Origin of the sequence: Parafrigoribacterium mesophilum, from assembly GCF_039652555.1 — a bacterium.
Lineage (GTDB): Bacteria > Actinomycetota > Actinomycetes > Actinomycetales > Microbacteriaceae > Parafrigoribacterium > Parafrigoribacterium mesophilum.
The window spans coordinates 20,666-41,854 of sequence record NZ_JBDJAF010000003.1 but is presented as its reverse complement, the minus strand read 5'-3'; the positions used below and the strand labels follow the sequence as shown (position 1 = coordinate 41,854).

The following is a 21,189-nucleotide window of genomic DNA, read 5'->3' as shown; positions in this document are numbered from 1 at the left end:
GGTGACCGCGAACCAGAGCGCGCTGTCGGTGGAGGGGCTGAGCCTGACGATCGGCGGTGCGAGCATCCTCGAGGATGTCACGCTGCAGGTCCCCGCCGGCGAGATGCTGGGAGTGATCGGCCCGAACGGAGCCGGCAAGACCACCCTGTTCAACCTCATCTCGGGAGTGCTCGCGCCCACCTCCGGCACGATCCGGCTGGGCGGGCGCGACGTCACCCGGATGCCGATCCACCGCAGGGCGCGCGCCGGCCTGGGCCGCACGTTCCAGACTTCGAGCCTGTTCAATGGGCTCAGCGCGATAGAGAACGTGCGGCTGGCGGCCCAGACCGAGCTGGGCGGCAGCCTGTCCATCACCAAATTCCCGCACGCTTCGGATGCCGCGACCGGCACGGCGATGCGGCGCCTGGATGAGGTGGGATTGGCACGGCACGCCACCACCCTGGCCGGAGTGCTCTCCCACGGCGACAAACGCAAGCTGGAGGTGGCGATGCTGCTGGCCACCGAACCCACCGTCATCCTGTTGGACGAGCCGATGGCCGGCGTGGCCTCCGGCGACGTCCCGGAGCTGACCGAGGTCATCCGTCGCCTGCACCAGGGCAGCGGCCGCACGGTGCTCATGGTGGAGCACCACATCGACGTCGTTCTGGGCCTGGTCGACCGGGTGGCTGTCATGCACCACGGCCAGCTGCTGGCCTGTGACCGGCCCGAGGTGGTCATGGCCGACCCGCTGGTGCAGAGCGCCTATCTGGGGGAGGTCGCATGAGCAGCGCCGCCCCCATCCTCAGCGTGCACGGGCTCAGCGCCAGAATCGCCGGGCAGCAGGTGGTCGAGGACGTCAGCTTCGAGGTGCCCGCCCGCGGGGTTACCGCCCTGCTCGGCCGCAACGGCGTGGGCAAGACCAGTACCATCCGCGCCATCCTCGGCCTCATCGAACGACGCGGCGACGTCGTGTTCGCCGGCACGCCAATCGGCAAGGAACGCACCCACCGGATCGTGCAGCGCGGCATCGGCTACGTGCCAGAAGACCGCGAGGTGTTCGCCGGACTCACCGTCGCCGAGAACCTGCGCCTGGCCGAGCGGGACCGCGACCCGCACCGCCGGTTCGTGGCCGAGCTCTTCCCCGACCTCCAGGACCGCGCCGGCCAGCGCGCCGGCACCCTCTCCGGGGGCCAGCAGCAGATGCTCTCGCTGGCGCGGGCGCTGATCAACAGCAACGGCCTGCTGCTCGTTGACGAACCCACCAAGGGCCTCGCGCCGATTATCGTCAGCGAGGTGACCGCCGCCCTGGCCGCCGCGTCGCGCAGCGTGCCGATTCTTCTCGTCGAGCAGAACCTGGCCGTGGTGCGGCAACTCGCCGACGGCGTCATCGTCCTGGCCGCGGGCCGGGTGGTGCACACCGGCAGCGCCGCCGATTTCCTTGACGACCACAACCTCATCCTCCGTCACCTCGGTGTCCACGCCGAGGCGAATGCGACGGGCCAGAACGTGGGGGAGGACCGATGAGTACCATCGTGCTGCTTCTCATCACCGGCCTCGGACTGGGTGCGCTGTACTTCCTGGTCTCCTCCGGACTGTCCCTGATCTACGGGTTGATGGGCGTGCTGAATTTCGCGCACGGCGCGTTCCTGTCTCTCGGCGCGTTCGCCGGATGGGAGCTGGCCAGACGCCTCGGTGGAGACAGCTGGATCACCCTGATCCTTTCGCTCGTGCTGGGCGCCGCGGTGGGCGCGGCTTTCGCCGCAGCCACCGAATTCTTCCTGATCCGAAAGCTCTACGAACGGCACATCGAACAGGTGCTGGTCACCGTGGGACTCGCCCTGGCGACCGTCGCCCTGTTCGAGGGGATCTGGGGCACCGACCCGGTGTATGTCGACGGTCCAGCCTGGCTCACCGGTACGACGCAGGTGCTCGGTGCCACAATCCCCAATGACCGGTTCCTCCTCATCTTCGCCGCCGTCGCCGTACTGGTCGCGATCGTGCTGTTCCTGCGCCACACCCGGTACGGTCTCGTTATCCGGGCCGGTGTCGAGAACCGGCCGATGGTGACCGCCCTTGGCATCGACGTGCGCCGTTCTTTCACAGTGGTCTTCGCGATCGGCGGAGCGGCCGCCGGCCTCGGCGGTGTGCTCGCCTCGCACTACTACGGATACGTCTCGCCGGCACTCGGCGGATCATTGCTGATCTTCGCGTTCATCGTCACCGTCATCGGCGGACTCGGCTCCCTCGCGGGCGCCGCCATCGCCTCGGCGCTCGTCGCCGTACTGCAGCAGTTCGCGAACTTCTATTGGGGCGGCACCGGAGACCTGATGGTGGTCCTGCTGCTCGCCGCGGTGCTCCTGGTGAGACCGCGCGGACTTCTGGGGAGCCGGTCATGAGGCGCACGCCACGGATGAATCGCCACACGCTCTCCCGGACGCTGCGCCGGCCGTGGGCCAGCTGGTCACTGGCGGCTGCCCTCGTGGCACTCCTGGCCTGTCTTCCGCTGCTCAACCTCAGCATCCCGGGTGTTCTTCCCGGACCCACCTACACGCCGGGAACCCTGCAACTTCTCGCGTTCAGCATGCTCATCGCAGCACTGGCGCTCAGCTACCACCTGATCTTCGGCGTTGCGGGACTGCTGTCCTTCGGACACGCGCTGTACTTCGCCGCCGGTGCCTATGGCCTCGGTATCGCGCTGAAGCACTTCGGCCTGGAACTGCTTCCCGCGATCGGCGCCACCCTGGCGGTGGGGGTGCTGCTGGCCGGCGTGGTCGGGGCACTGAGCCTCCGGGTGACCGGAATCTCCTTCGCCATGGTGACCCTCGCCTTCGCGCAGGCCGGCGCCGTGCTGGTCCGCAAGAACCCCGGCAAGCTGACCGGCGGCGACGAGGGACTGGCGCTGGACACCACCCACGTGCCCGACCTGCTCGTGGGCGTGCTGAACACCCGGAACCTCTACTGGCTGTGCCTGGCCGTGCTCGTCGCGGTGTTCTTGATCAGCAGCTGGTTCGAACACTCCCGTGCCGGACACGTCGCCGTCGCCACCCGCGAGAACGAACTGAGAGTACGGGTGATCGGGATCCGCCCGTACTTCATCAAACTGCTCACCTTCGTCGTGGCGGGAGTGCTGGCGACCGTGGTCGGCATGGCCTATCTCCTGCTGCAGAGCAGCGCAACCCAACGCCTGGCATCGGCGGATTTCACCCTCACCATCCTGGTCATCGTCGTGCTCGGCGGCGTGGGGCTGCGCTGGGGCGCCGTGATCGGCGGGGTGGTCTACACGCTGCTGGATCAACGGCTGACGGCGCTGGCGTCTTCCGACGCGATCAACTCCTTGCCCGATGTCTTGCGTGTTCCGCTGTCCGAGCCGATGTTCCTTCTGGGATCGTTGTTTATCCTCGTGGTTCTGTTCCTGCCCGGCGGCATCGCGGGGGTGGCGCTGAGACTGTCGCGGCGCGGGCAACGTGCGAAAGACGCGCGGGACGTTCTGGAGGAGGTGGTATGACCGACGAACTGCACACCCTCGGCCGGTGGACCAGAGATCGAGCCCTGGCCACCGGCGACCGCATCGCCGTCGACGACCGCGGCGTGGTGCTCACCTACCGCGACCTGGATGACCGGGCCTCACGCCTGGCACAGCAGCTGCGGGCCAGCGGCTACCGCATCGGCGACCGGATCGCCACCATCACCGGCAACAGCGCCGATCAGGTGGTGCTGTTCTTCGCGTGTGCGAAAGCTGGACTCGCACTGGTGCCACTGTCCTGGCGACTGTCGCCGCGTGAACTCGCACTGCAGATCGACCAGGCCGACCCGGCTCTGCTGCTCGTCGAGGACGAATTCGACACCCTCGCAGCGGCGGCACGCAAGAGGCTGCTGTCGCCGCCACCGGTCGCCGCCCTCGGCAGCGGCGGCATCGAGGCCCGCGTGACGGCTCGCACCCGTCTCGGCGAAGCGGCCGGCAGGCAGGATGTGCGAGACGACGACGCCCTGCTCATCATCTTCACCTCCGGAACCCAGGGACAGCCCAAGGGAGCGATCCTCACCCACTCGAACTGCTTCTGGACCAACCTCGCGCTGTCCCGCATCGCCGAGATCACCAGCTCGGACACCGTTCTGGCCGTCATGCCGCAGTACCACGTCGGCGGCTGGAACGTGCAGCCGCTCTTGGCCTGGTGGGTCGGCGCGACGGTGGTGCTGGAGCGCACCTTCGACCCCGGCCGGGTGCTGCAGCTGATCAAGGAACGCCACATCACCACGACGATGGGAGTGCCGGCGAACTACCTGTTCCTCGCCCAGCATCCGTCGTTCGCCGACGCCGACCTGTCCAGCCTGCGCCACGCCATCGTCGGCGGCGCACCGATGCCCGAACCGCTGCTGCGCACCTGGCACGCCAGAGGAGTCGCACTCACCCAGGGTTACGGACTCACCGAGGCGTCCCCGAACGTGCTCTGCCTTCCCGACGAAGACGCCCGCCGCAAGGTGGGACTGGCCGGCAAGCCGTACCCGCACGTCGAGGTCGCCGTCGCCGACGCGGTCACCGGCGAACCCCTGGACGGCCCGGCCACCGGCGAGCTTCTCGTTCGCGGCCCCAGCGTCTTCGCCGGATACTTCCGCGCGCCCGAACTCACCGCGCTCGCCCTTCACGACGGGTGGCTGCACACCGGCGACCTCGTGCACCGCGACGCCGAGGGCTACTACCAGGTGATCGACAGGATCTCGGACATGTACATCTCCGGTGGCGAAAGCATCTCCCCTGCGGAAGTGGAAAACGTGCTGGCCGGGCATCCAGCCGTCGCCGACATCGCCGTCTTCGGAGTCCCCGACGAACGCTGGGGCGAGGTCGGCATCGCCGCCATCGTGGTCAGAGCGGGCGTGGCCACCGACGAGCAAGACCTGCTCAGCTTCTGCACCGGCAAGCTCGCAGCGTTCAAGATTCCCAAGGCAGTCGTGTTCGTGGAGCAGATCCCCCGCTCCGGCGGCAACAAGATCCTTCGCAGGGTGATGGCGGACCACTACCGCAACACCGCGAAGCCATCGACGAGGAGCACGAGATGACGGACGCACCGCGCACCGAACGGGGCACCCGCACCCGCGCCAAACTGCTGGCGGCCGCGGAAGAGGTCTTCTCCGCCAACGGTTACAACGCGGCATCCATCGTGCGGATCACCGAACACGCCGGCGTGGCCCAGGGCACCTTCTACCTCTACTTCGGCGGAAAGCTGGAAATTTTCGAGGAACTGGTGGAGGACCTGAACCGGCGAGTGCGGCACGCCATGACGCAGGCCGCCGCCACGGCGACCACCCGATTGGAGGCCGAACGCGTCGGGTTCCGCGGGTTCTTCGAATTCACCGCTGCCCATCCCGCGCTGTACCGCATCGTGCGGGAGGCGGAGTTCGTTTCGCCACGTGCCCTGAAACTGCACTACACCCGCATCGTCGAGGGATACATCCAGGGCCTCACCGCGGCCCGCGATGCCGGCGAGGTGGGTCCGATCGATCCCGCCGTCGCGGCCTGGATTCTGATGGGCATCGGCGAAATGGTCGGGATGCGGTGGGTGCTCTGGGGCGACGGCGATCGGGCGGGCGACGACAGCGATCCCACCGCCAGTGGCACCTCCCGGGTGCCCGACGAGGTCTTCGAACAGATGATGCAGTTCATCACGCGCGGGCTGGGCGCGGCGGAACCAGTCGACGCGAGAAAGGACAGCCAATGACTGACTCGAAGAACTACCGACTGGGGACCGTGCCGGTGGACGGCGGCGACCTCGCCGTGGGCGCCTGGGGGCACCAGGATGCACCGGTGGTGCTCGCCGTGCATGGTGTGACCGCGTCGCACCGGTGCTGGCCGCTGGTTGCCGGGCACCTGCCAGGGCTGCGCATCATCGCGCCCGACCTCCGGGGCCGGGGCCGAAGCAACGCACTCCGTGGTCCGTTCGGCATGGCGCAGCACGCCGATGACCTGGCGCGGGTGCTCGACGGGTTCGGCGTGGACCGGGCACTGGTGGTGGGTCACTCGATGGGAGCGTTCGCGTCTGTGGTGCTGGCCCATCGGCATCCGAGCCGGGTGTCCGGGCTCGTGCTCGTCGACGGCGGGCTGCCGTTGACCGTGCCGGAGGGAACGAGTAGCGAGGACTTCACCCGCGCCGTCCTCGGCCCGGCCGCCGAGCGGTTGTCGATGACCTTCAGCAGCCGCCAGGAGTATGCCCGGTTCTGGAAGGTGCACCCGGCGTTCGTTCACGACTGGAACGACACGGTGGCCGGCTACATCGACTACGACCTCACCGGCGGGGAAGGGCACTGGCATGCGGCCACCGCGTATCAGGCCGTGGCCGAAGATTCCGCGGAACTCAGCGGCAGCGACACCGTGATCCAGGCGCTCCACTCGCTCGCGCATCCGACCACGTTCCTGCGGGCCGAGCGCGGCCTGCAGAACGAGCCGCGGGCGCTGTACTCGCCAGAGGATGTGGCCCGCTGGCACCGGCGAGTCCCCAGCCTGACCGTCCGCAACGTGGACGGCGTGAACCACTACACCATCGTGATGTCGGATCGGGGCGCGGCCGCCGTCGCCACCGCGGTGCGCGACACAGCCCAGCTGGCCAGGGACATCGATCACGACACGCATAAGGAGCTGACATGACCACCCTGTTCGACGGCATCACCGCCCGCCGGGTATCGGCGGGGCGGTTGCAGGCCAACGTGCTGGAGCGGACGCCGGCGCCGGAGCAGACCGTGGCGCCAGAGCAGACCGCCACCATCGCCTTCATCCACGGCAACGTCTCATCGTCGTCGTTCTGGCAGCCGGTCATGCTGATGCTGCCCAGCCACCTGCGGGTGCTCGCCATCGATTTGCGCGGATTCGGTGACAGTGAAACGCTCCCGGTGGACGCGACCCGCGGCCTGGCCGACTACTCGGATGACGTTGCCGCCGTGCTCGACGCGCTCGAGGTAGACCGCGTACACCTGGTCGGTTGGAGCATGGGCGGCGGAGTGGTGATGCGCTACCTCATCGACCATCCGCAGCAGGTTGCGAGCCTGACGCTGGTGTCACCGGTGTCGCCGTTCGGCTTCGGCGGCACGGGCGGCATCGACGGGCGGATGCTGACCACGGATGCCGCCGGGTGCGGGGCCGGGGGAGCGAACCCCGACTTCATCGCGCGCATCGTCGCCGAAGACCGCACCGATGCGGCACCGACCTCGCCGCGCAGCGTCTTCCGCTCTTCCTACGTGGCTGAGGGCTATCAGTCGGAGCACGAGGACCTCTGGGTGGAGTCGATGCTCACGACCGCCATCGGGGAGGGGAACTATCCGGGGGATTCGGTGGCCTCCGAGAGTTGGCCGGGGTTCGCCGCTGGTAAGGCCGGCGTGCTGAATACCATGGCGCCCCAATACTTCAACGCGTCGGGCATTGTCGACATCGCGGACAAGCCGCCGGTGTTGTGGATCCGGGGAGTGGCCGACGTGATCGTCTCGGACACGTCGCTCTTCGACCTCAACTATCTGGGCCAACTCGGGGTTATCCCCGGGTGGCCGGGCGCAGAGACGGCGCCGCCGCAGCCGATGATCGCCCAGACGCGAGCTGTTTTGGATGCCTACCGTGACGCCGGCGGGCAGGTGACGGAGCTGGCGCTTCAGGACTGCGGGCACTCTCCGCACCTCGAGCATCCCGACCGCTTCGTGGCTGCAGTGGTGGAACAACTGGGCCTCGGTCAGCGCAACTAACGAGTGGTGACTGCGCCTAACCAGTGGTGACTGGGCCGGTCTGTCGTTGCAGGTCGGTGAGCTGACGTTGCAGGTCGGCGAGAGCGGCGCTCTTGGAGGCGAGCGGCCGAGGTGTCTGTGCCGGGTCGATGTCGGGCGGCGGGATGAGCCAATAGCTGCCGTCTCTGAGGATGATGTTCCAGTGGTTGTTGTGGAGCAACAGGTGGTGGTGCCGACAGAGGAGGATGCCGAGGGCGACGTCGGTGTTCCCGTGGTCCCGGTCCCACTGGTCGATGTGGTGTGTTTCGGTGGCGCCTGGCGGGCTGTCGCAGCCGGTCCACATGCATCCGCCGTCGCGTGCGCTGATTGCGATCTTCTGCGCCGGAGTGAACAGCCGTTGTTCCCGGCCGAGGTCCAGGACCTGGCCGTTGTCGTCGAAGAGGATCGGGATGGTGCCGCCGGTGCACGCTATGCGCTGCACCGTCTCCAGGGAGACGGGAACGCCGCAGCCTTCGATGCGCCCGTGCCCGACGGGACCGGTGCTGATGCCGGTCGCCGTGCCGGTGCCGGTGGTGATGCTCGTGATGTCGCCTGCCGTCGTGAGCACACGGACCGCGGGGATGCGGGGGCCGACGATCGTGCGGGTGTCGCGCAAGTCGGCGTTGACGCCAAGACGCAGCAGTGCGGTGATGCTGTCGTGAACGTATTGGTCCAGGCTGCGTTCGTCGTTGGCGACGGCTTCTGCCCAAGCCTGGTCCGCCGGATCGATGAACCGGGGCCCGCCGCGGCGCGGGGAGGTCATCTTGTCGTACAGGTCGTCCAGGTAGGCGCCGGTCTCCAGGTCGGGGTCGAGGATGAACCGGCTGACTCCGTTCGACCGCTTCACCCGTCGGAAGGAGCGTTGCTCGTAGATCGCCGTCTCTCGGGCGGCGATGCCTTCCTCGTCCAATTCGTCCCGCAATTCGCGGGCTCGTTTGAGCAGTTCGTCGACGTTGAGCTTGCCTGATTCCTGCAGCAGTCTGGCCGCGGCGTCGGCGAGCATTTCCGGGGTGACGCCGGAGGTTTCGGCATCGCTTGGCGCATCGCCGGTGGGCTGGCCCAGTCCGGTGCGGATGGCTCTGGCGGCCTCCGCGGAGAGTAATCCGGTGTTGACGGCGGTGCCGACAGCGGTCAGCCAGGGTTCGTGGACGGCATAGGTATCGTCGGCACCGTCGCCGCTGCTGTCGTCAGAGCTCTGGCTGGTGATTGCATCGCGGATCATGGTGCCCACAGTGACCAACGTGGTGGCCTGACGGGCGCTGCCGCCTGTCGTGTGTTGCACAAGGGCTTCCGGGGTTCGGAAGCCCTCCCGCTGTGCCAAACCGGTGAGGCCGAGGTCGTGCCGGGACCGGTACCCGGTCTCGCCAGCGAGCATGGAGGCGCAGGCATCCAGCTTCGTGCGGGCGGAGGCGAGGCGGCGTTGCGCGTCAAGTAGTGCCGAGTCGTCGAGTGCTTTGACTGGGGCCAATTCGCTGGGCAATTGCTCGACGGCAGCGGTTACCGACGCAATCGCTGTGTCGAACACACTCTCGGAACTGGACATGTACCAATTTTCCTACAAGCGAATACAAGTGGCAAGGATATTCGTCGATCTGTGGATAAGATCTTCTCCGTTGGACTGTGGAGGAGAAGGCTTGGGAAGGCGAACTGCTCGGACTCGTTTGACCGAGCCCGACAGCCATGACAGTCTTTACAGAACGAACGGTCATTCAGGGGTTATCGAAGAGGACAACAGTCAGTGACGGAAGCATTCTTGGTTGGCGGCGTGCGCACCCCGATGGGTCGGTACGGCGGAGCGCTCTCCGGAGTCAGGCCGGACGACCTGGCCGCCCTCGTGCTTGCCGAGACCATCGCTCGTACCAGGGTCGATCCGGACGCCATCGATATGGTCCTCTTCGGCGCGGCCAACCAGGCAGGCGAAGACAACCGCAACGTCGCCAGGATGGCCTCCCTGCTGGCGGGACTGCCCGACCACGTGCCGGGCGTCACCGTCAACCAGCTCTGTGCATCCGGGCTCGCGGCCGTCACCCTTGCCGCGCAGTCGATCAAGGCAGGCGAGGCCGAACTGGTGCTGGCCGGGGGAGTCGAGTCGATGTCCCGCGCACCCTGGGTCACGGCGAAACCGACGAAGGCATTCGCGCGTCCCGGCGAGATCGCCGACACGTCGATCGGCTGGCGGTTCACGAACCCGCGATTCCTGAAGCGCGACAAGGCCACCTACTCGATGACCGAGACGGCCGAGGAGGTCGCGGACCTCGACAAGATCAGCCGCGACGATGCGGACCGGTTCGCGCTGGCCTCCCACCAGCGCGCCGTGGTCGCCCAGGATGCCGGACGCTTCGCCGCCGAAATCGTGGGCGTGGAAACCGGGAAGGGCGTCGTCGACTCCGACGAAGGACCGCGTCGGGACACCAGCATCGACGCTTTGGCACGGTTGCGTTCCATCGTCCGATCAGACGGTGTGGTCACGGCCGGCAACTCGAGCCCGCTCAACGACGGCGCCGCGGCGATCCTCGTCGCCAGCGCCGACGCGGTCGAACGGTACGGGTTGCAGCCGCGGGCGCGCATCCTCGGCGGGGCGAGCGCCGGTGTCGCCCCGGAGGTGATGGGGCTCGGCCCCGTGCCGGCCACCACCAAACTGCTGCAGCGCCTGGGGCTCGGCGTCGACGACCTCGACGCCGTCGAGCTCAACGAAGCGTTCGCCACCCAGTCGTTGGCCTGCATCCGCCGCCTGAAGCTGAACGCCGACATCGTCAACCGCGACGGCGGCGCCATCGCGCTCGGGCATCCGCTCGGCGCGTCCGGCACCCGCATCCTGATCACCCTGCTCGGGCGGATGGAACGCGAAGACGCCACTCGCGGCCTCGCGACCATGTGCGTCGGCGTCGGCCAGGGCGCGGCGCTCGCCGTGGAGCGGGCATGACCGGCTCCAGCGGCCTGCTCGTCACCGAGCACGACGACAGGTGGCACGTCACCCTGAACCGCCCCGACGTGCGCAACGCGATCGACCAGGCGATGGTTGATGCTTTTCACGAGGTGTGCCAGGAACTGGAGAGAAACCCACGGGTACTGATCATCTCCGGCAGCGGTGGGGTTTTCGCCTCGGGGGCAGACATCCGGCAACTGCTCGAGCGGCGCAGCGCGGATGCCCACGCCGGCATCAACTCGAACCTGTTTCTCCGCATCGCCGCGCTGCCGATGCCCGTGATCGCCGCGATCGACGGATACGCGCTGGGCGGCGGCGCGGAACTGGCCTACGCCGCCGACTTCCGCATCGCCTCGACGATGGCGAAGATCGGCAACCCGGAACCGGGCCTGGGCATCATCGCCGCCGCCGGCGCGCTGTGGCGGCTCACCGAATTGGTCGGCGAGCCCATTGCGAAAGAGGTGCTGCTGGCCGGGCGCATCCTCACCGCGCAGGAAGCGCTCCTCGTGCACCTGGTAACCGAGGTGCACGAACCGGGCGCGCTCCTGGCGGCCGCCGACGCCCTTGCCGACCGCATCCTTGCCTGGGACCCGCGCGCCCTCCAGCTCACCAAGTCGGTGCTCGCGGCGCCGCGCAGCGAGCATCCGCGGGTCGACGAGATCGCGCAGGCCGAACTGTTCGAATCCGAGCAGAAGCTGGCCAGGATGACGGCGTTCCTGGAACGGAGAAAGCGATGAGCTCCGACGATCGGCTGCCCGCCCACGTGGGCGTTCTGGGCGGAGGCAGGATGGGCTCGGGAATCGCCCACGCATTCTGCGTGTCCGGGGTGGCCGTCACCATCGTCGAGCGCGACGAACCCAGCGCCGCCGCCGCCCGCGAGCACGTGCGCAGCGCGCTGCAGGCCAGTATCGACCGGGGCACCACCTCGGAGTCCCTTGACGCTCTCAGCGCGCGCGTCGCTGTGGTGACCGACTATGCTGCCTTCGCCGACGCCGGACTGGTCGTCGAGGCCGTGCCCGAAGACTTCTCGATGAAGGCCGAGGCTCTCCGCCGCGTCGAGGACCTCCTCGGCCCCCAGGCGTGGCTGGCCACCAACACCTCGTCGCTGTCGGTGACCTCGCTCGCCGAGCAGTTGACCCGCCCGGCCCGGCTGTGCGGCCTGCACTTCTTCAACCCGGTCCCCGCCTCGGGACTGGTGGAAATCATCGTGGGCGAACGCAGCGATCCGGAGCTCGTCGACCTGGCCTCCGGCTGGGTGAACGCCCTGGGCAAGACCCCCATCGTCGTCGCCGACGCGCCGGGCTTCGCCAGCTCCCGGCTCGGCGTCGCCCTCGGCCTGGAGGCGATCCGCATGGTGGAGGAGGGCGTCGCCTCGCCCCAGGATATCGACGCCGCGATGGTGCTCGGGTACAAGCATCCGGTCGGCCCGCTGCGGCTCACCGACATCGTCGGGCTGGATGTGCGACTGGGCATTGCCGAATACCTGCACGAGAAACTCGGCGAGCGGTTCCGCCCGCCGACGCTGCTGCGGTCCATGGTGGAGCGCGGCCAACTCGGCCGGAAGTCGGGTCAGGGGTTTTACGAGTGGACCGCAACGGAAGCAGGCAAGCAATGACCGTCGTACCGAGTTACGTCAAGGGCTCCTGGTGGACCCCGGAGCCCGCTGCCGCGGGCGCGGAGACAACGGGCACCGAAGTGCGCGACGCCAGTACCGGCGCCACTATCGCGTCCGTGAGCGACGCGGGCCTGGACCTCGCCTCGGTGGTGGAGTATGGCCGCACGGTCGGACAGGCCGCGCTCGGCAGGCTCACCTTCCATCAGCGCGCCCTCGTGCTGAAGGCGCTCGCCGGCGCGCTGAACGGGATGCGCGATCAGCTGTACGAGATCTCTGCACGCACCGGCGCCACCCGCGGGGACTCCATGGTGGACATCGACGGCGGCATCGGCGTGCTGTTCACGTTCGGGTCCAAGGGCCGACGGGAATTGCCCAACACCCAGGTGTATCTCGACGGTCCGGTCGAGCAGCTCTCCAAGGACGGCTCCTTCCTCGGCCAGCACATCTACACCCGTATCCCGGGCGTCGCCGTGCAGATCAACGCGTTCAATTTCCCGGTTTGGGGCATGCTGGAGAAGTTCGCCTCGGCCTTCCTCGCCGGTGTACCCACCATCGTCAAGCCGGCCACCCCGACCGGCTACCTCGCGGAAGCCGTCGTGCGCCGGATGGTTGACTCGGCACTGCTGCCCAACGGGTCGCTGCAGCTGGTCTCTGGCAGCGCCCGCGACCTGCTCGAGCACCTCGACTACCGCGACCTGGTTGCCTTCACCGGCTCCGCCTCCACGGCCGACAAACTCCGGGAACACCACGGTGTCGTGTCCGGCGGTGTGCGGTTCCTCAGCGAGACCGACTCGCTCAACGCGGCCATCCTCGGCCCGGATGCCGACGCCTCCACCCCGGAATTCGAGGCCTTCGTGAAGTCCCTCGTCACCGAGATGACAGTCAAGGCCGGCCAGAAGTGCACGAGCATCCGCCGCGCCATCGTACCGGTCGGGCTCGTCGACGACGTGATAAGGGCGACGGCACAGCGGATTGCCGATCGGGTGGTGGTCGGCGACCCACGTGCCGAGGGCGTCACCATGGGCGCGCTGGTCAGCCGGGAACAGAAGCGCGAAGTAGTCGGCCGGGTGCGCGAACTGGTCGCCGCCGGTGGCGAGATCGTCATCGGATCGCTCGACGAACCCAGCGTGCGGCGCGGCGACGGAACCACCGGCACCGCCGAGGCCGGCGCGTTCATGGCACCGGTGCTGCTGCGTTTCGCGGATGCGAACACGCCGGCCGCGCACACGATCGAGGCCTTCGGGCCGGTCGCTTCGGTGGTGGGCTACACCGACGTGGACGACGCCGTGAGGCTGGCTGCCCTCGGCGGCGGCTCCCTTGTGGCCACCGTGGCCACGCACGATCCCGATGTGGCCAGGCGGCTCGTGCTGGGTATCGCCGCGCACCACGGCCGCACCCTGGTGCTGGACCGGGACGACGCCCGCTCCAACACGGGTCACGGTTCGCCCGTCCCGCACCTCGTGCACGGCGGACCCGGCCGTGCCGGGGGCAGCGAGGAACTTGGCGGCATCCGCTCGGTGCTGCATCACATGCAGCGCACTGCGGTGCAGGGTTCGCCTGACATGCTCGCCGCGATCACCGGGCAGTGGTTCACCGGCGCGACTCGTGAGGCGAACGGCGAGCATCCGTTCCGCAAGTCGCTGGCGACACTGCGGATCGGCGATGCCGTCGTCTCCAAGCCGCGCACCGTCACCCTGGACGACATCAGCGCGTTCGCGGCGTCCACCGGTGACACCTTTTACGCCCATACGAACGCCGAAGCGGCCGCGGCGAACCCGTTCTTCCCCGGCATCGTGGCGCACGGCTACCTGCTCGTCTCCTGGGCGGCAGGCCTGTTCGTCGACCCGGCGCCGGGTCCGGTGCTGGCCAATTACGGGCTGGAGAACCTGCGATTCATCACGCCGGTGTCGCCGGGTGACAGCATCCGGGTCACCCTCACCGCCAAGCGCATCACGCCGCGTGAGAACGACGACTACGGCGAGGTCTGCTGGGACGCGCTGCTGCAGAACCAGAACGACGACACGGTCGCGACCTACGACGTCCTCACGCTGGTCGCCAAGTAATCGCGCGCGGGGCGGGCGGGCTCACGCAGGCCGTCCAACGCGATGGTGAGCACGTCGTCGGCTAGCCGGTCGGCGTCTTCTGGGCCGTCCGGCCGGTACCACTCCACGATCGAGTTGATCATGCCGAACAGCAGCCGGGCCACGACGGCCGGGTCGATGTCGCTTCTCACCGAGCCCTCGTCCCGCGCCGTCAGCAGCAGGGCGGCGACCGTGCCGCTGAATGCGCGCCGGCGGGCAAGCGCATTGCGCTCCACCACGGTGTTGCCGTGCAGGCGCAGCAGCAGGGTCACGTACGGTTGCCGGGTCACCAACACCTTCACCGCGCCGCGCAGGATGAAATCGAGCCGGTCGGCGGCGGGACCGGATTGGGCCTGCTCGTGCGTCAGGATTTCCTCCAGCCCGATCAGGGCAACGTCGAGGGCGACCTGGAGCAGTTCCTCCTTGGAGGAGAAGTGGTGGTAGATCGCCGATTTCGACAGGGCGAGACGGGATGCCAGCATCCCCATTGACGTCGCGTCATAGCCGAACTCGTTGAACGCGGCGACCGCGATCTCGAGCACCGACTGCTGGTCGTAGCCTGGCCGACCACGCCGTCGCGTCGACGGCGCGGGCGCCGCCAGTGCTGGCGCTGATCTCTTAGGCATCGGATGCGGCACTAACGCAAGTCGTAGAGACGTTTGAGCTTTCCGGTGCTGCGCTCGAGCGTTCCGGGCTCTGCGATCACCACCTGCACCGTTGATCCGATCTCACTCTTCACGCGCCGGACGAGCTCAACGCTGGCCCGCTCGACGGTCGTCCCGTCGGCGTCCTCACGCCGCTCGACGCGCACCGTCAACTCGTCCAACCGCGCCGGCCGGCTCAGCTCGAGCACGAAATGCGGCGACAGACCGTTGACGCCGAGCACGATCTCCTCGATCTGAGTGGGGAACATGTTCACTCCGCGCAGAATGATCATGTCGTCGTCGCGGCCGGTGATCTTCTCGATGCGTCGCATCGACGGCCGCGCGGTCCCGGGCAGCAGCTTGGTGAGGTCGCGGGTGCGGTACCGGATCACCGGAAACGCCTGCTTCGTCAGCGAGGTGAACACCAGTTCGCCCCTGGTGCCGTCTGGCAGGGCTTTGCCAGTGTTCTCGTCGATGATCTCGGGCAGGAACTGGTCCTCCCAGATGTGCGGACCGTCCTTGGATTCGATGCACTCATTGCCAACGCCGGGCCCCATCACCTCGGACAGGCCGTAGATGTCCAGCGCGTCGATGTCGAGGCGTTCTTCCAGTTCTGCCCGCATCTGGTTGGTCCACGGCTCGGCGCCGAGCACGCCGACCTTGAGGCTCGTGGACCTCGGGTCCACGCCGGCGGCGATCATGGCGTCGACGATGGTGAGCAGATAACTCGGCGTGCACAGGACCACGTCGGGCTGGAAGTCGTGGATCAGCTGCACCTGTTGCGAGGTGCGGCCCCCTGACATCGGAATCACCGTGGCGCCGAGCTTCTCGATGCCGTCGTGGGCGCCCAGGCCCCCGGTGAACAGGCCGTAGCCGTACGCGTTGTGCACCATCATTCCGGGGCGCACCCCGGATGCCCTCAGGCTGCGGGCGACCACGGTGGCCCAGTTGTTCAGGTCCGACTTCGTGTAGCCGACCACGGTCGGATGTCCGGTGGTCCCCGACGATGCGTGGATCCGCGCCACCTCGCTCATCGGGACGGCGAACATGCCGAACGGGTAGTTCTGACGCAGGTCTTCCTTGGAGGTGAGCGGCAACTTCGTCACATCGTCGAGGCTGCGGATGTCGTCCGGATGCACCCCGAGCTCGTCGAACTTCGCTCGATAGAACGGAACGCGGGCATAGGCATGGGCCACGGTGCTCTGCAGCCGGGACAGTTGAAGGGATTCCAGCTCGTCGCGGGACATCCGCTCTTCGGGGTCGAGTTCGGACCGGGACGGCGCGCTCAATCGCGTTTTGGTCATCGTTGACATAGGTCTCCATTGCGGAATCGGTTGCCGACGGCGCAGTCGGCTAGCAAAACTATATGCCCACTGAACGATCGGTTGGTAATAGGTTTCCGAACGGATGGTCACCATCCGATCTCGTTTTGACAAAACCGTCCGGGCCGCGAGCATAATTAGTGACCGATTGATCGGTCACCAATTGTCACGGTCGATCACATCACATTCCAATGGAGGAGAGATTTCGATGAAGCAGTCTCACAGGCGGGGCCTCGTCCCGTTGGTCGTCGTGGCGTCGCTCGCGATGGTCTTGACCGGATGCAGCACCAGCAACCTCGGCGGCGACAAGGCCGAGCCCGGCGCCAGCGCGGACGGCCCGATCAAGATCGGCGCCGTGCTGGACATCACCGGCGTCGGCGCCAGTCTGGGCGTCCCGGAGCAGAACACGCTGAACATGCTGGCGAAGCAGCTGGAGAAGGCCGGCGGAATCGACGGCAGGCAGGTTCAACTGATCATCGAGGATGACCAGTCCACCGAGGACGGCGCCGCCAAGGCGACGACGAAGCTCATCCAGGGCGACAAGGTCGACCTCATCATCGGCGCGTCGCGCACCGGCCCGAGCGTGGCGATGCGGCCGATCGCCGAAGCCGCCGAGCTGCCGATGATCTCGATCGCGGCCAACGTCGTCATCGTGCAGGGCTCCAAGTGGGTCTTCAAGACCGCGCAGAACGACGTCGTTGTCATCCAGCGCATCCTCGAGGACGCGAAAGCCAAGGGCTACACCAAACTCGCCCTGGTACGCGACGCGACCGGCTTCGGCGAGGGAGTGGCCGACACGATCACCAAGCTGGGCGCCGATCTCGGCATCAAACTGGTAATGACCGAGGCGTTCGAGCCCAGCGCGACTGACTTCACTCCACAGATGACCAACGTGCGCGCATCCGATGCCGACGCTGTGCTCATCTGGGGCATCACCCCCTCGGCCGGTCTGGCGCAGAAGGCGTACGTGCAACTCGGCGTTAACAAGCCGGTCTACCAGTCGCACGGCATCGCCAACGCGGCGTTCTTCGACGCGGCAGGCGACTCCGCCACCGGCGTCATCGCGCCGATGGGTCGCCTTCTGGTGGTCGACCAGTTGGAGGCGAACAACCCGCAGCGCGAGGTGATCGAGAAGTTCAACAAGGACTACAGCGCCGCGTTCGGCGACAAGCCGTCCAGCTTCGCCGGACACGCCTTCGACGCCTGGAACATCGCCGTGGCCGCCATGAAGAAGGTCGGCACCGAGCCGGCCGCACTGCGCGACGCGATCGAGAAGACCGACGGGTATGTGGGCATCTCCGGCATCTTCAAGATGACACCGCAGGACCACTCCGGGTTGGACGCCTCGGCGTTGATCCTCGCCGAGGCGAAGAACGGTCGCTGGAACCTCTACAAGGACTAGTCGAGTGCTCACCGACTTCCTGCAGCTGACGGTGGCAGGGCTGTCACAGGGAACTGTGTATGCCCTGCTCGCCGTCGGGCTGATCGCCGTCTACACGGTACGCAACGTGATCAACATCGCCCAGGGCGACTACGCCACCCTGGCCGGCTTCGGCGCCATCTGGTTGGTGACCGCCGGTATGCCGCTGATCCTCGCCATCCTGGTGGCCATCCTCTCGGTGACCGTCGTCTCCATGCTGGTCGAACGCGTCATCATCGCCAGGGTCAAGAACATGACGGTGCTGGTCTCACTCATCGTCACCCTCGGGGTGTCGATCCTGCTGGAGGCCGGGATGCTCATCCTCTGGGGCCCCGAGGCGAAGGGGCTGCCGGCGCTGCCGGGCGAGAACCTGCTGATCGGCGGGGTGAGCATCCGCTCGCAGGAACTCTGGATGCTCGGCGCGCTCGTCGTCGTCGGCGGCGGAATCGTGTACTTCTACGAGAAAACGAAGTGGGGCAAGGCGCTGCGGGCCTGCGCCGAACAACCGGTGGCGGCCAGGATCGTCGGCATCTCGCCGGTGATGGCCTCCGTCGTGGCGTTCGGCATTGCCGGGTTGGTCGGCGCCGTGGCCGGTGTGGTGTATTCGCCGATCTACCTCACGATCTGGTCCGGTGGCCTGCTGCTCGGACTGAAGGGCTTCGTGGCGGCGGTGCTGGGCGGCCTGTCGTCGTTCCGGGCCGCGATCGTCGGGGCGCTGCTGCTCGGAATGCTCGAGTCGTACGTCTCGGCCTATCTGGCCTCGGGGCTGCGCGACGCCGTGGCGTTCTTCATCCTCATCGCCGTGCTGATCTTCCGTACCCAGGGGCTGGTTCTGAAACCACGACAAGGCAGGGCATGACCATGGCGATCCCGACGACGTTCGCGGACCGGACCGCCTTCTCCGGAACCTTCTGGCGCAACAACCGCGGTGCGGTGATCGGATGCGCCATCTTCATCGCCATCGTCGTGATGATTCCGTTCACCGCCTCCACCTCGATGATGAACATCGCCGTGTTCGCCATGATCTTCGCGCTGCCGGCCATCGGACTGAACCTGCTGATGGGACTGGGTGGCCAGGTCAGCCTCGGCCAGGCCGCCTTCTTCGCCGTCGGCGGGTACACGCACGCGATCCTGCTCACCAAGTTCCACCTGCCCGGCATCGTGGCGGCGAGCGCCGCGGTGCTCGCGGCCATGCTCGTCGCCCTGTTGGTGGGACTGCCGCTGATGCGTCTGCATGGCCACTATTTGGCGCTGGCCACCCTGGGACTGGGGTTCATCGTGACCATCGCGGTGCGGGAGTGGGACTTCACCGGACGCACCACCGGGATCTACGGCATCGCGCGCCCGGTGATTCTCGGGATCACCATCGACAACAACGGGTTCTTCTTCTGGTTCGTGGCCCCGTTCGTGCTGATCGGCATCATCCTCGCCGTCAACCTCACCCGCAGCCGGGCCGGCCGGGCACTGTCCGCGATCAACGACTCGGAGGTCGCGGCGGAAAGCCTCGGCGTGAGCACCTACGCGTTGCGGTTGAAGGTCTTCGTGCTCTCGGCGGCGTTTGCCGGAATCGGCGGCGTCTTCTACGCCTACCAGGTGGCCATCGTCTCGCCGGAGACTGCGGGCTTCGAGGTGTCGGTCGAGTTGCTGTTGATGGTTGTGATCGGCGGCCTCGGTTCGGTCTGGGGCGCGCTCGCCGGCGCGTTCCTGATCATCCTGCTGGGTGACGGGATGCGCGACCTGATCCCGGCGATCATCCCCGGCGCCACGGGCGAGGTGCAGTTGCTCGGCTACGGCATCGTGTTGATTCTCGCGATTCTGCTGCTGCCCGGCGGCTTGCACCAGGCGGCCAGTGCGCTGTGGCGCACACTGGTCACCCGGTCACGGCGGGCCCACCCGTCCGCTGCGGCGCCCGACACCGAGGACTCGCCATTGCCGCGCGTGAGTGCACCGCTGGCGGTCGGCGAGCCGATCCTCACCGTGTCACATCTCACCAAGCGGTATGGCGGCGTGGTCGCCGTGAACGATGTCAGCTTCACGGTTCCGGCCGGGAAGATCCTGGGGCTGATCGGCCCGAACGGCGCCGGAAAAACCACCTGCTTCAACATCATCTCCGGCGCGCTGGCGCCGTCGGCCGGCACCGTCACCTTCCTGGGCCGCAGCATCGAGGGCCGCAAACCACACGTCGCGGCCGAGCATGGGCTCACCCGCACCTTCCAGAACCTCCAGGTGTTCACCTCGACGGATGTGGTCGGCAACGTCTACATGGGTCGGTACCGGAAGGGCCGGGCCGGGATCCTGCGCGGCATGCTGGGCCTGCAGGGTGTCGAGCAGAAGAACAATCTGCAGGTCGCCCGGGGCATCCTGGCGTCGATGCGGCTCACCGACGTCGCCGACGAACTCGCCGCGTCGCTGCCGTTCGGGCGGCAACGGATGATGGAGGTTTGTCGGGCGTTGGCCAGCGAGCCGGCGCTGCTGCTGCTCGACGAACCTATGGCCGGCCTCAGCGGCGCCGAGCGGGACGCGCTGGCCGACCTGCTGCGGCAACTGCGCACCGCGGGCCTGACGATCGTGCTCGTCGAGCACGACGTGGCCCAGGTGATGTCGCTCGCCGACCAGGTGGCCGTCCTCGACGACGGAGTGCTCATCGCCAACTCAGACCCGGAGGCGGTGCGGAACGACCCGGCGGTTGTCGTCGCCTACCTCGGCACCGACCGCGACGAAGCCGAATCCGAATTGGTCGAGTTGGAGGAGAACGCATGAGTCTCGTCGTTTCCTGCCTGGATGCCGGCTACGGGCAACTCGAGGTGCTGCACGAGGTCGGCCTCGAGGTGGCCGCCGGTGAGATCCTCGCCGTCGTCGGGGCGAACGGCGCAGGCAAGACCACCATGCTTCGCGCGGTGAGCGGGCTCATCCGCCCCACCGCCGGCTCGGTGATGTTGGATGGGAAGGAGATCACCGGCACACCGGCGGAGAAGATGGCGGCGCTGGGCCTCACCCACGTGCCCGAGAACCGGCTGTGCTTCCCGACCCTGTCCGTGCGGGACAATCTCGCACTGGGCGCATGGACCAGAAAGGGCCCTGGCGACCTTGACCCGGTTCTGGAGCTGTTCCCGCGCCTGAAGACCCGGCTGGGCCAACTGGCTGGCACCCTCTCCGGAGGCGAGCAGCAGATGGTCGCGATCGGCCGCGGGCTCATGGCCCAGCCGACGACGATTCTGCTGGACGAGCCATCGATCGGCCTGGCGCCCAAGGTGGTGGCCGAGATCATGGCTGTGCTGGCCAGGCTCCGGGACGAGAAGAACCTCGCGGTGCTCCTGGTCGAGCAGAACGTCAGAGCGTCATTCAAGATCGCCAATCGCGCGGTTGTCATGAACCGCGGCAGGGTGGCGTTGTCTGGCGCACCGGCCGAGTTGGTCGAGCTGCCAGAAGTGCGCGGCGCCTACCTCGGCAACGCGGCCAGCTAGG

19 protein-coding genes are annotated in these 21,189 nt (G+C 67.7%); 16 read left to right on the top strand and 3 right to left on the bottom strand.

Going from position 1 to position 21,189, the window contains the following annotated elements; all coding sequences use genetic code 11:
* Nucleotide 1: 1 nt before the first annotated feature.
* The 8 genes from ABFX56_RS11885 to ABFX56_RS11850 are packed head-to-tail and all read left to right on the top strand — an operon-like array spanning nt 2 to nt 7,698.
* A complete protein-coding gene (locus ABFX56_RS11885; RefSeq protein WP_346233552.1) occupies nt 2-763 on the top strand; it encodes an ABC transporter ATP-binding protein in 762 nt (253 codons plus the stop codon).
* Entirely contained in the window at nt 760-1,503 is a 744-nt protein-coding gene (locus ABFX56_RS11880) for an ABC transporter ATP-binding protein (RefSeq protein ID WP_346233551.1), read from the top strand. The genes ABFX56_RS11885 and ABFX56_RS11880 overlap by 4 nt, the downstream gene beginning before the upstream one ends.
* Nucleotides 1,500-2,375 (top strand): branched-chain amino acid ABC transporter permease, encoded by an 876-nt coding sequence (locus ABFX56_RS11875; RefSeq protein ID WP_346233550.1) that lies wholly within the window; start codon nt 1,500-1,502, stop codon nt 2,373-2,375. Before ABFX56_RS11880 ends, ABFX56_RS11875 begins: the two co-directional genes overlap by 4 nt.
* The gene (locus ABFX56_RS11870) at nt 2,372-3,484 is read left to right on the top strand and encodes a branched-chain amino acid ABC transporter permease (protein WP_428834443.1); all 1,113 of its coding nucleotides are present in this window, start codon (nt 2,372-2,374) and stop codon (nt 3,482-3,484) included. The genes ABFX56_RS11875 and ABFX56_RS11870 overlap by 4 nt, the downstream gene beginning before the upstream one ends.
* Complete coding sequence (locus tag ABFX56_RS11865) at nt 3,481-5,034, top strand: class I adenylate-forming enzyme family protein (protein ID WP_346233549.1); 1,554 nt, start codon at nt 3,481-3,483, stop codon at nt 5,032-5,034. Before ABFX56_RS11870 ends, ABFX56_RS11865 begins: the two co-directional genes overlap by 4 nt.
* Entirely contained in the window at nt 5,031-5,693 is a 663-nt protein-coding gene (locus ABFX56_RS11860) for a TetR/AcrR family transcriptional regulator (RefSeq protein ID WP_346233548.1), read from the top strand. The genes ABFX56_RS11865 and ABFX56_RS11860 overlap by 4 nt, the downstream gene beginning before the upstream one ends.
* The gene (locus tag ABFX56_RS11855) at nt 5,690-6,616 is read left to right on the top strand and encodes an alpha/beta fold hydrolase (RefSeq protein ID WP_346233547.1); all 927 of its coding nucleotides are present in this window, start codon (nt 5,690-5,692) and stop codon (nt 6,614-6,616) included. The genes ABFX56_RS11860 and ABFX56_RS11855 overlap by 4 nt, the downstream gene beginning before the upstream one ends.
* Nucleotides 6,613-7,698, top strand: coding sequence for an alpha/beta hydrolase (locus tag ABFX56_RS11850; RefSeq protein ID WP_346233546.1), 1,086 nt, complete (start codon nt 6,613-6,615; stop codon nt 7,696-7,698). Before ABFX56_RS11855 ends, ABFX56_RS11850 begins: the two co-directional genes overlap by 4 nt.
* 16 nt (nt 7,699-7,714) lie before the next feature.
* On the opposite strand, the gene ABFX56_RS11845 is transcribed toward ABFX56_RS11850, so the two are convergent.
* Nucleotides 7,715-9,259 carry a DUF222 domain-containing protein gene (locus tag ABFX56_RS11845; RefSeq protein ID WP_346233545.1) on the bottom strand — a complete coding sequence of 515 codons (1,545 nt, stop codon included), beginning with the start codon at nt 9,257-9,259 and terminating at the stop codon, nt 7,715-7,717.
* 195 nt (nt 9,260-9,454) lie between these two features.
* Between ABFX56_RS11845 and ABFX56_RS11840 the strand changes: the two genes are divergently transcribed.
* Genes ABFX56_RS11840 through paaZ form a run of 4 tightly spaced genes read left to right on the top strand, consistent with a single transcriptional unit; the run spans nt 9,455 to nt 14,320 of the window.
* A complete protein-coding gene (locus tag ABFX56_RS11840; RefSeq protein WP_346233544.1) occupies nt 9,455-10,639 on the top strand; it encodes an acetyl-CoA C-acyltransferase in 1,185 nt (394 codons plus the stop codon).
* On the top strand, nt 10,636-11,379 hold the full coding sequence (locus ABFX56_RS11835) for an enoyl-CoA hydratase/isomerase family protein (RefSeq protein WP_346233543.1): 744 nt from the start codon (nt 10,636-10,638) through the stop codon (nt 11,377-11,379). Before ABFX56_RS11840 ends, ABFX56_RS11835 begins: the two co-directional genes overlap by 4 nt.
* Nucleotides 11,376-12,257, top strand: a complete 882-nt coding sequence (locus ABFX56_RS11830; RefSeq protein WP_346233542.1) for a 3-hydroxyacyl-CoA dehydrogenase family protein — start codon at nt 11,376-11,378, stop codon at nt 12,255-12,257. The genes ABFX56_RS11835 and ABFX56_RS11830 overlap by 4 nt, the downstream gene beginning before the upstream one ends.
* The gene (gene paaZ, locus ABFX56_RS11825) at nt 12,254-14,320 is read left to right on the top strand and encodes a phenylacetic acid degradation bifunctional protein PaaZ (protein WP_346233541.1); all 2,067 of its coding nucleotides are present in this window, start codon (nt 12,254-12,256) and stop codon (nt 14,318-14,320) included. The genes ABFX56_RS11830 and paaZ overlap by 4 nt, the downstream gene beginning before the upstream one ends.
* On the opposite strand, the gene ABFX56_RS11820 is transcribed toward paaZ, so the two are convergent.
* Both ABFX56_RS11820 and paaK read right to left on the bottom strand, forming a co-directional pair.
* Nucleotides 14,290-14,964 (bottom strand): TetR/AcrR family transcriptional regulator, encoded by a 675-nt coding sequence (locus tag ABFX56_RS11820; protein WP_346233540.1) that lies wholly within the window; start codon nt 14,962-14,964, stop codon nt 14,290-14,292. The two genes, paaZ and ABFX56_RS11820, sit on opposite strands and share 31 nt — an antisense overlap.
* Before the next feature lie 11 nt (nt 14,965-14,975).
* Nucleotides 14,976-16,295, bottom strand: a complete 1,320-nt coding sequence (gene paaK / locus ABFX56_RS11815; RefSeq protein ID WP_428834442.1) for a phenylacetate--CoA ligase PaaK — start codon at nt 16,293-16,295, stop codon at nt 14,976-14,978.
* Between the two features lie 217 nt (nt 16,296-16,512).
* On the opposite strand from paaK, the gene ABFX56_RS11810 reads away from it, so the two are divergent.
* Genes ABFX56_RS11810 through ABFX56_RS11795 form a run of 4 tightly spaced genes read left to right on the top strand, consistent with a single transcriptional unit; the run spans nt 16,513 to nt 21,188 of the window.
* A complete protein-coding gene (locus ABFX56_RS11810) occupies nt 16,513-17,706 on the top strand; it encodes an ABC transporter substrate-binding protein (RefSeq protein WP_346233538.1) in 1,194 nt (397 codons plus the stop codon).
* A gap of 4 nt (nt 17,707-17,710) precedes the next feature.
* The gene (locus ABFX56_RS11805; protein WP_346233537.1) at nt 17,711-18,583 is read left to right on the top strand and encodes a branched-chain amino acid ABC transporter permease; all 873 of its coding nucleotides are present in this window, start codon (nt 17,711-17,713) and stop codon (nt 18,581-18,583) included.
* A complete protein-coding gene (locus tag ABFX56_RS11800; protein WP_346233536.1) occupies nt 18,580-20,484 on the top strand; it encodes a branched-chain amino acid ABC transporter ATP-binding protein/permease in 1,905 nt (634 codons plus the stop codon). The genes ABFX56_RS11805 and ABFX56_RS11800 overlap by 4 nt, the downstream gene beginning before the upstream one ends.
* Complete coding sequence (locus ABFX56_RS11795; protein WP_346233535.1) at nt 20,481-21,188, top strand: ABC transporter ATP-binding protein; 708 nt, start codon at nt 20,481-20,483, stop codon at nt 21,186-21,188. The genes ABFX56_RS11800 and ABFX56_RS11795 overlap by 4 nt, the downstream gene beginning before the upstream one ends.
* The last annotated feature ends 1 nt before the right edge of the window (nt 21,189 follow it).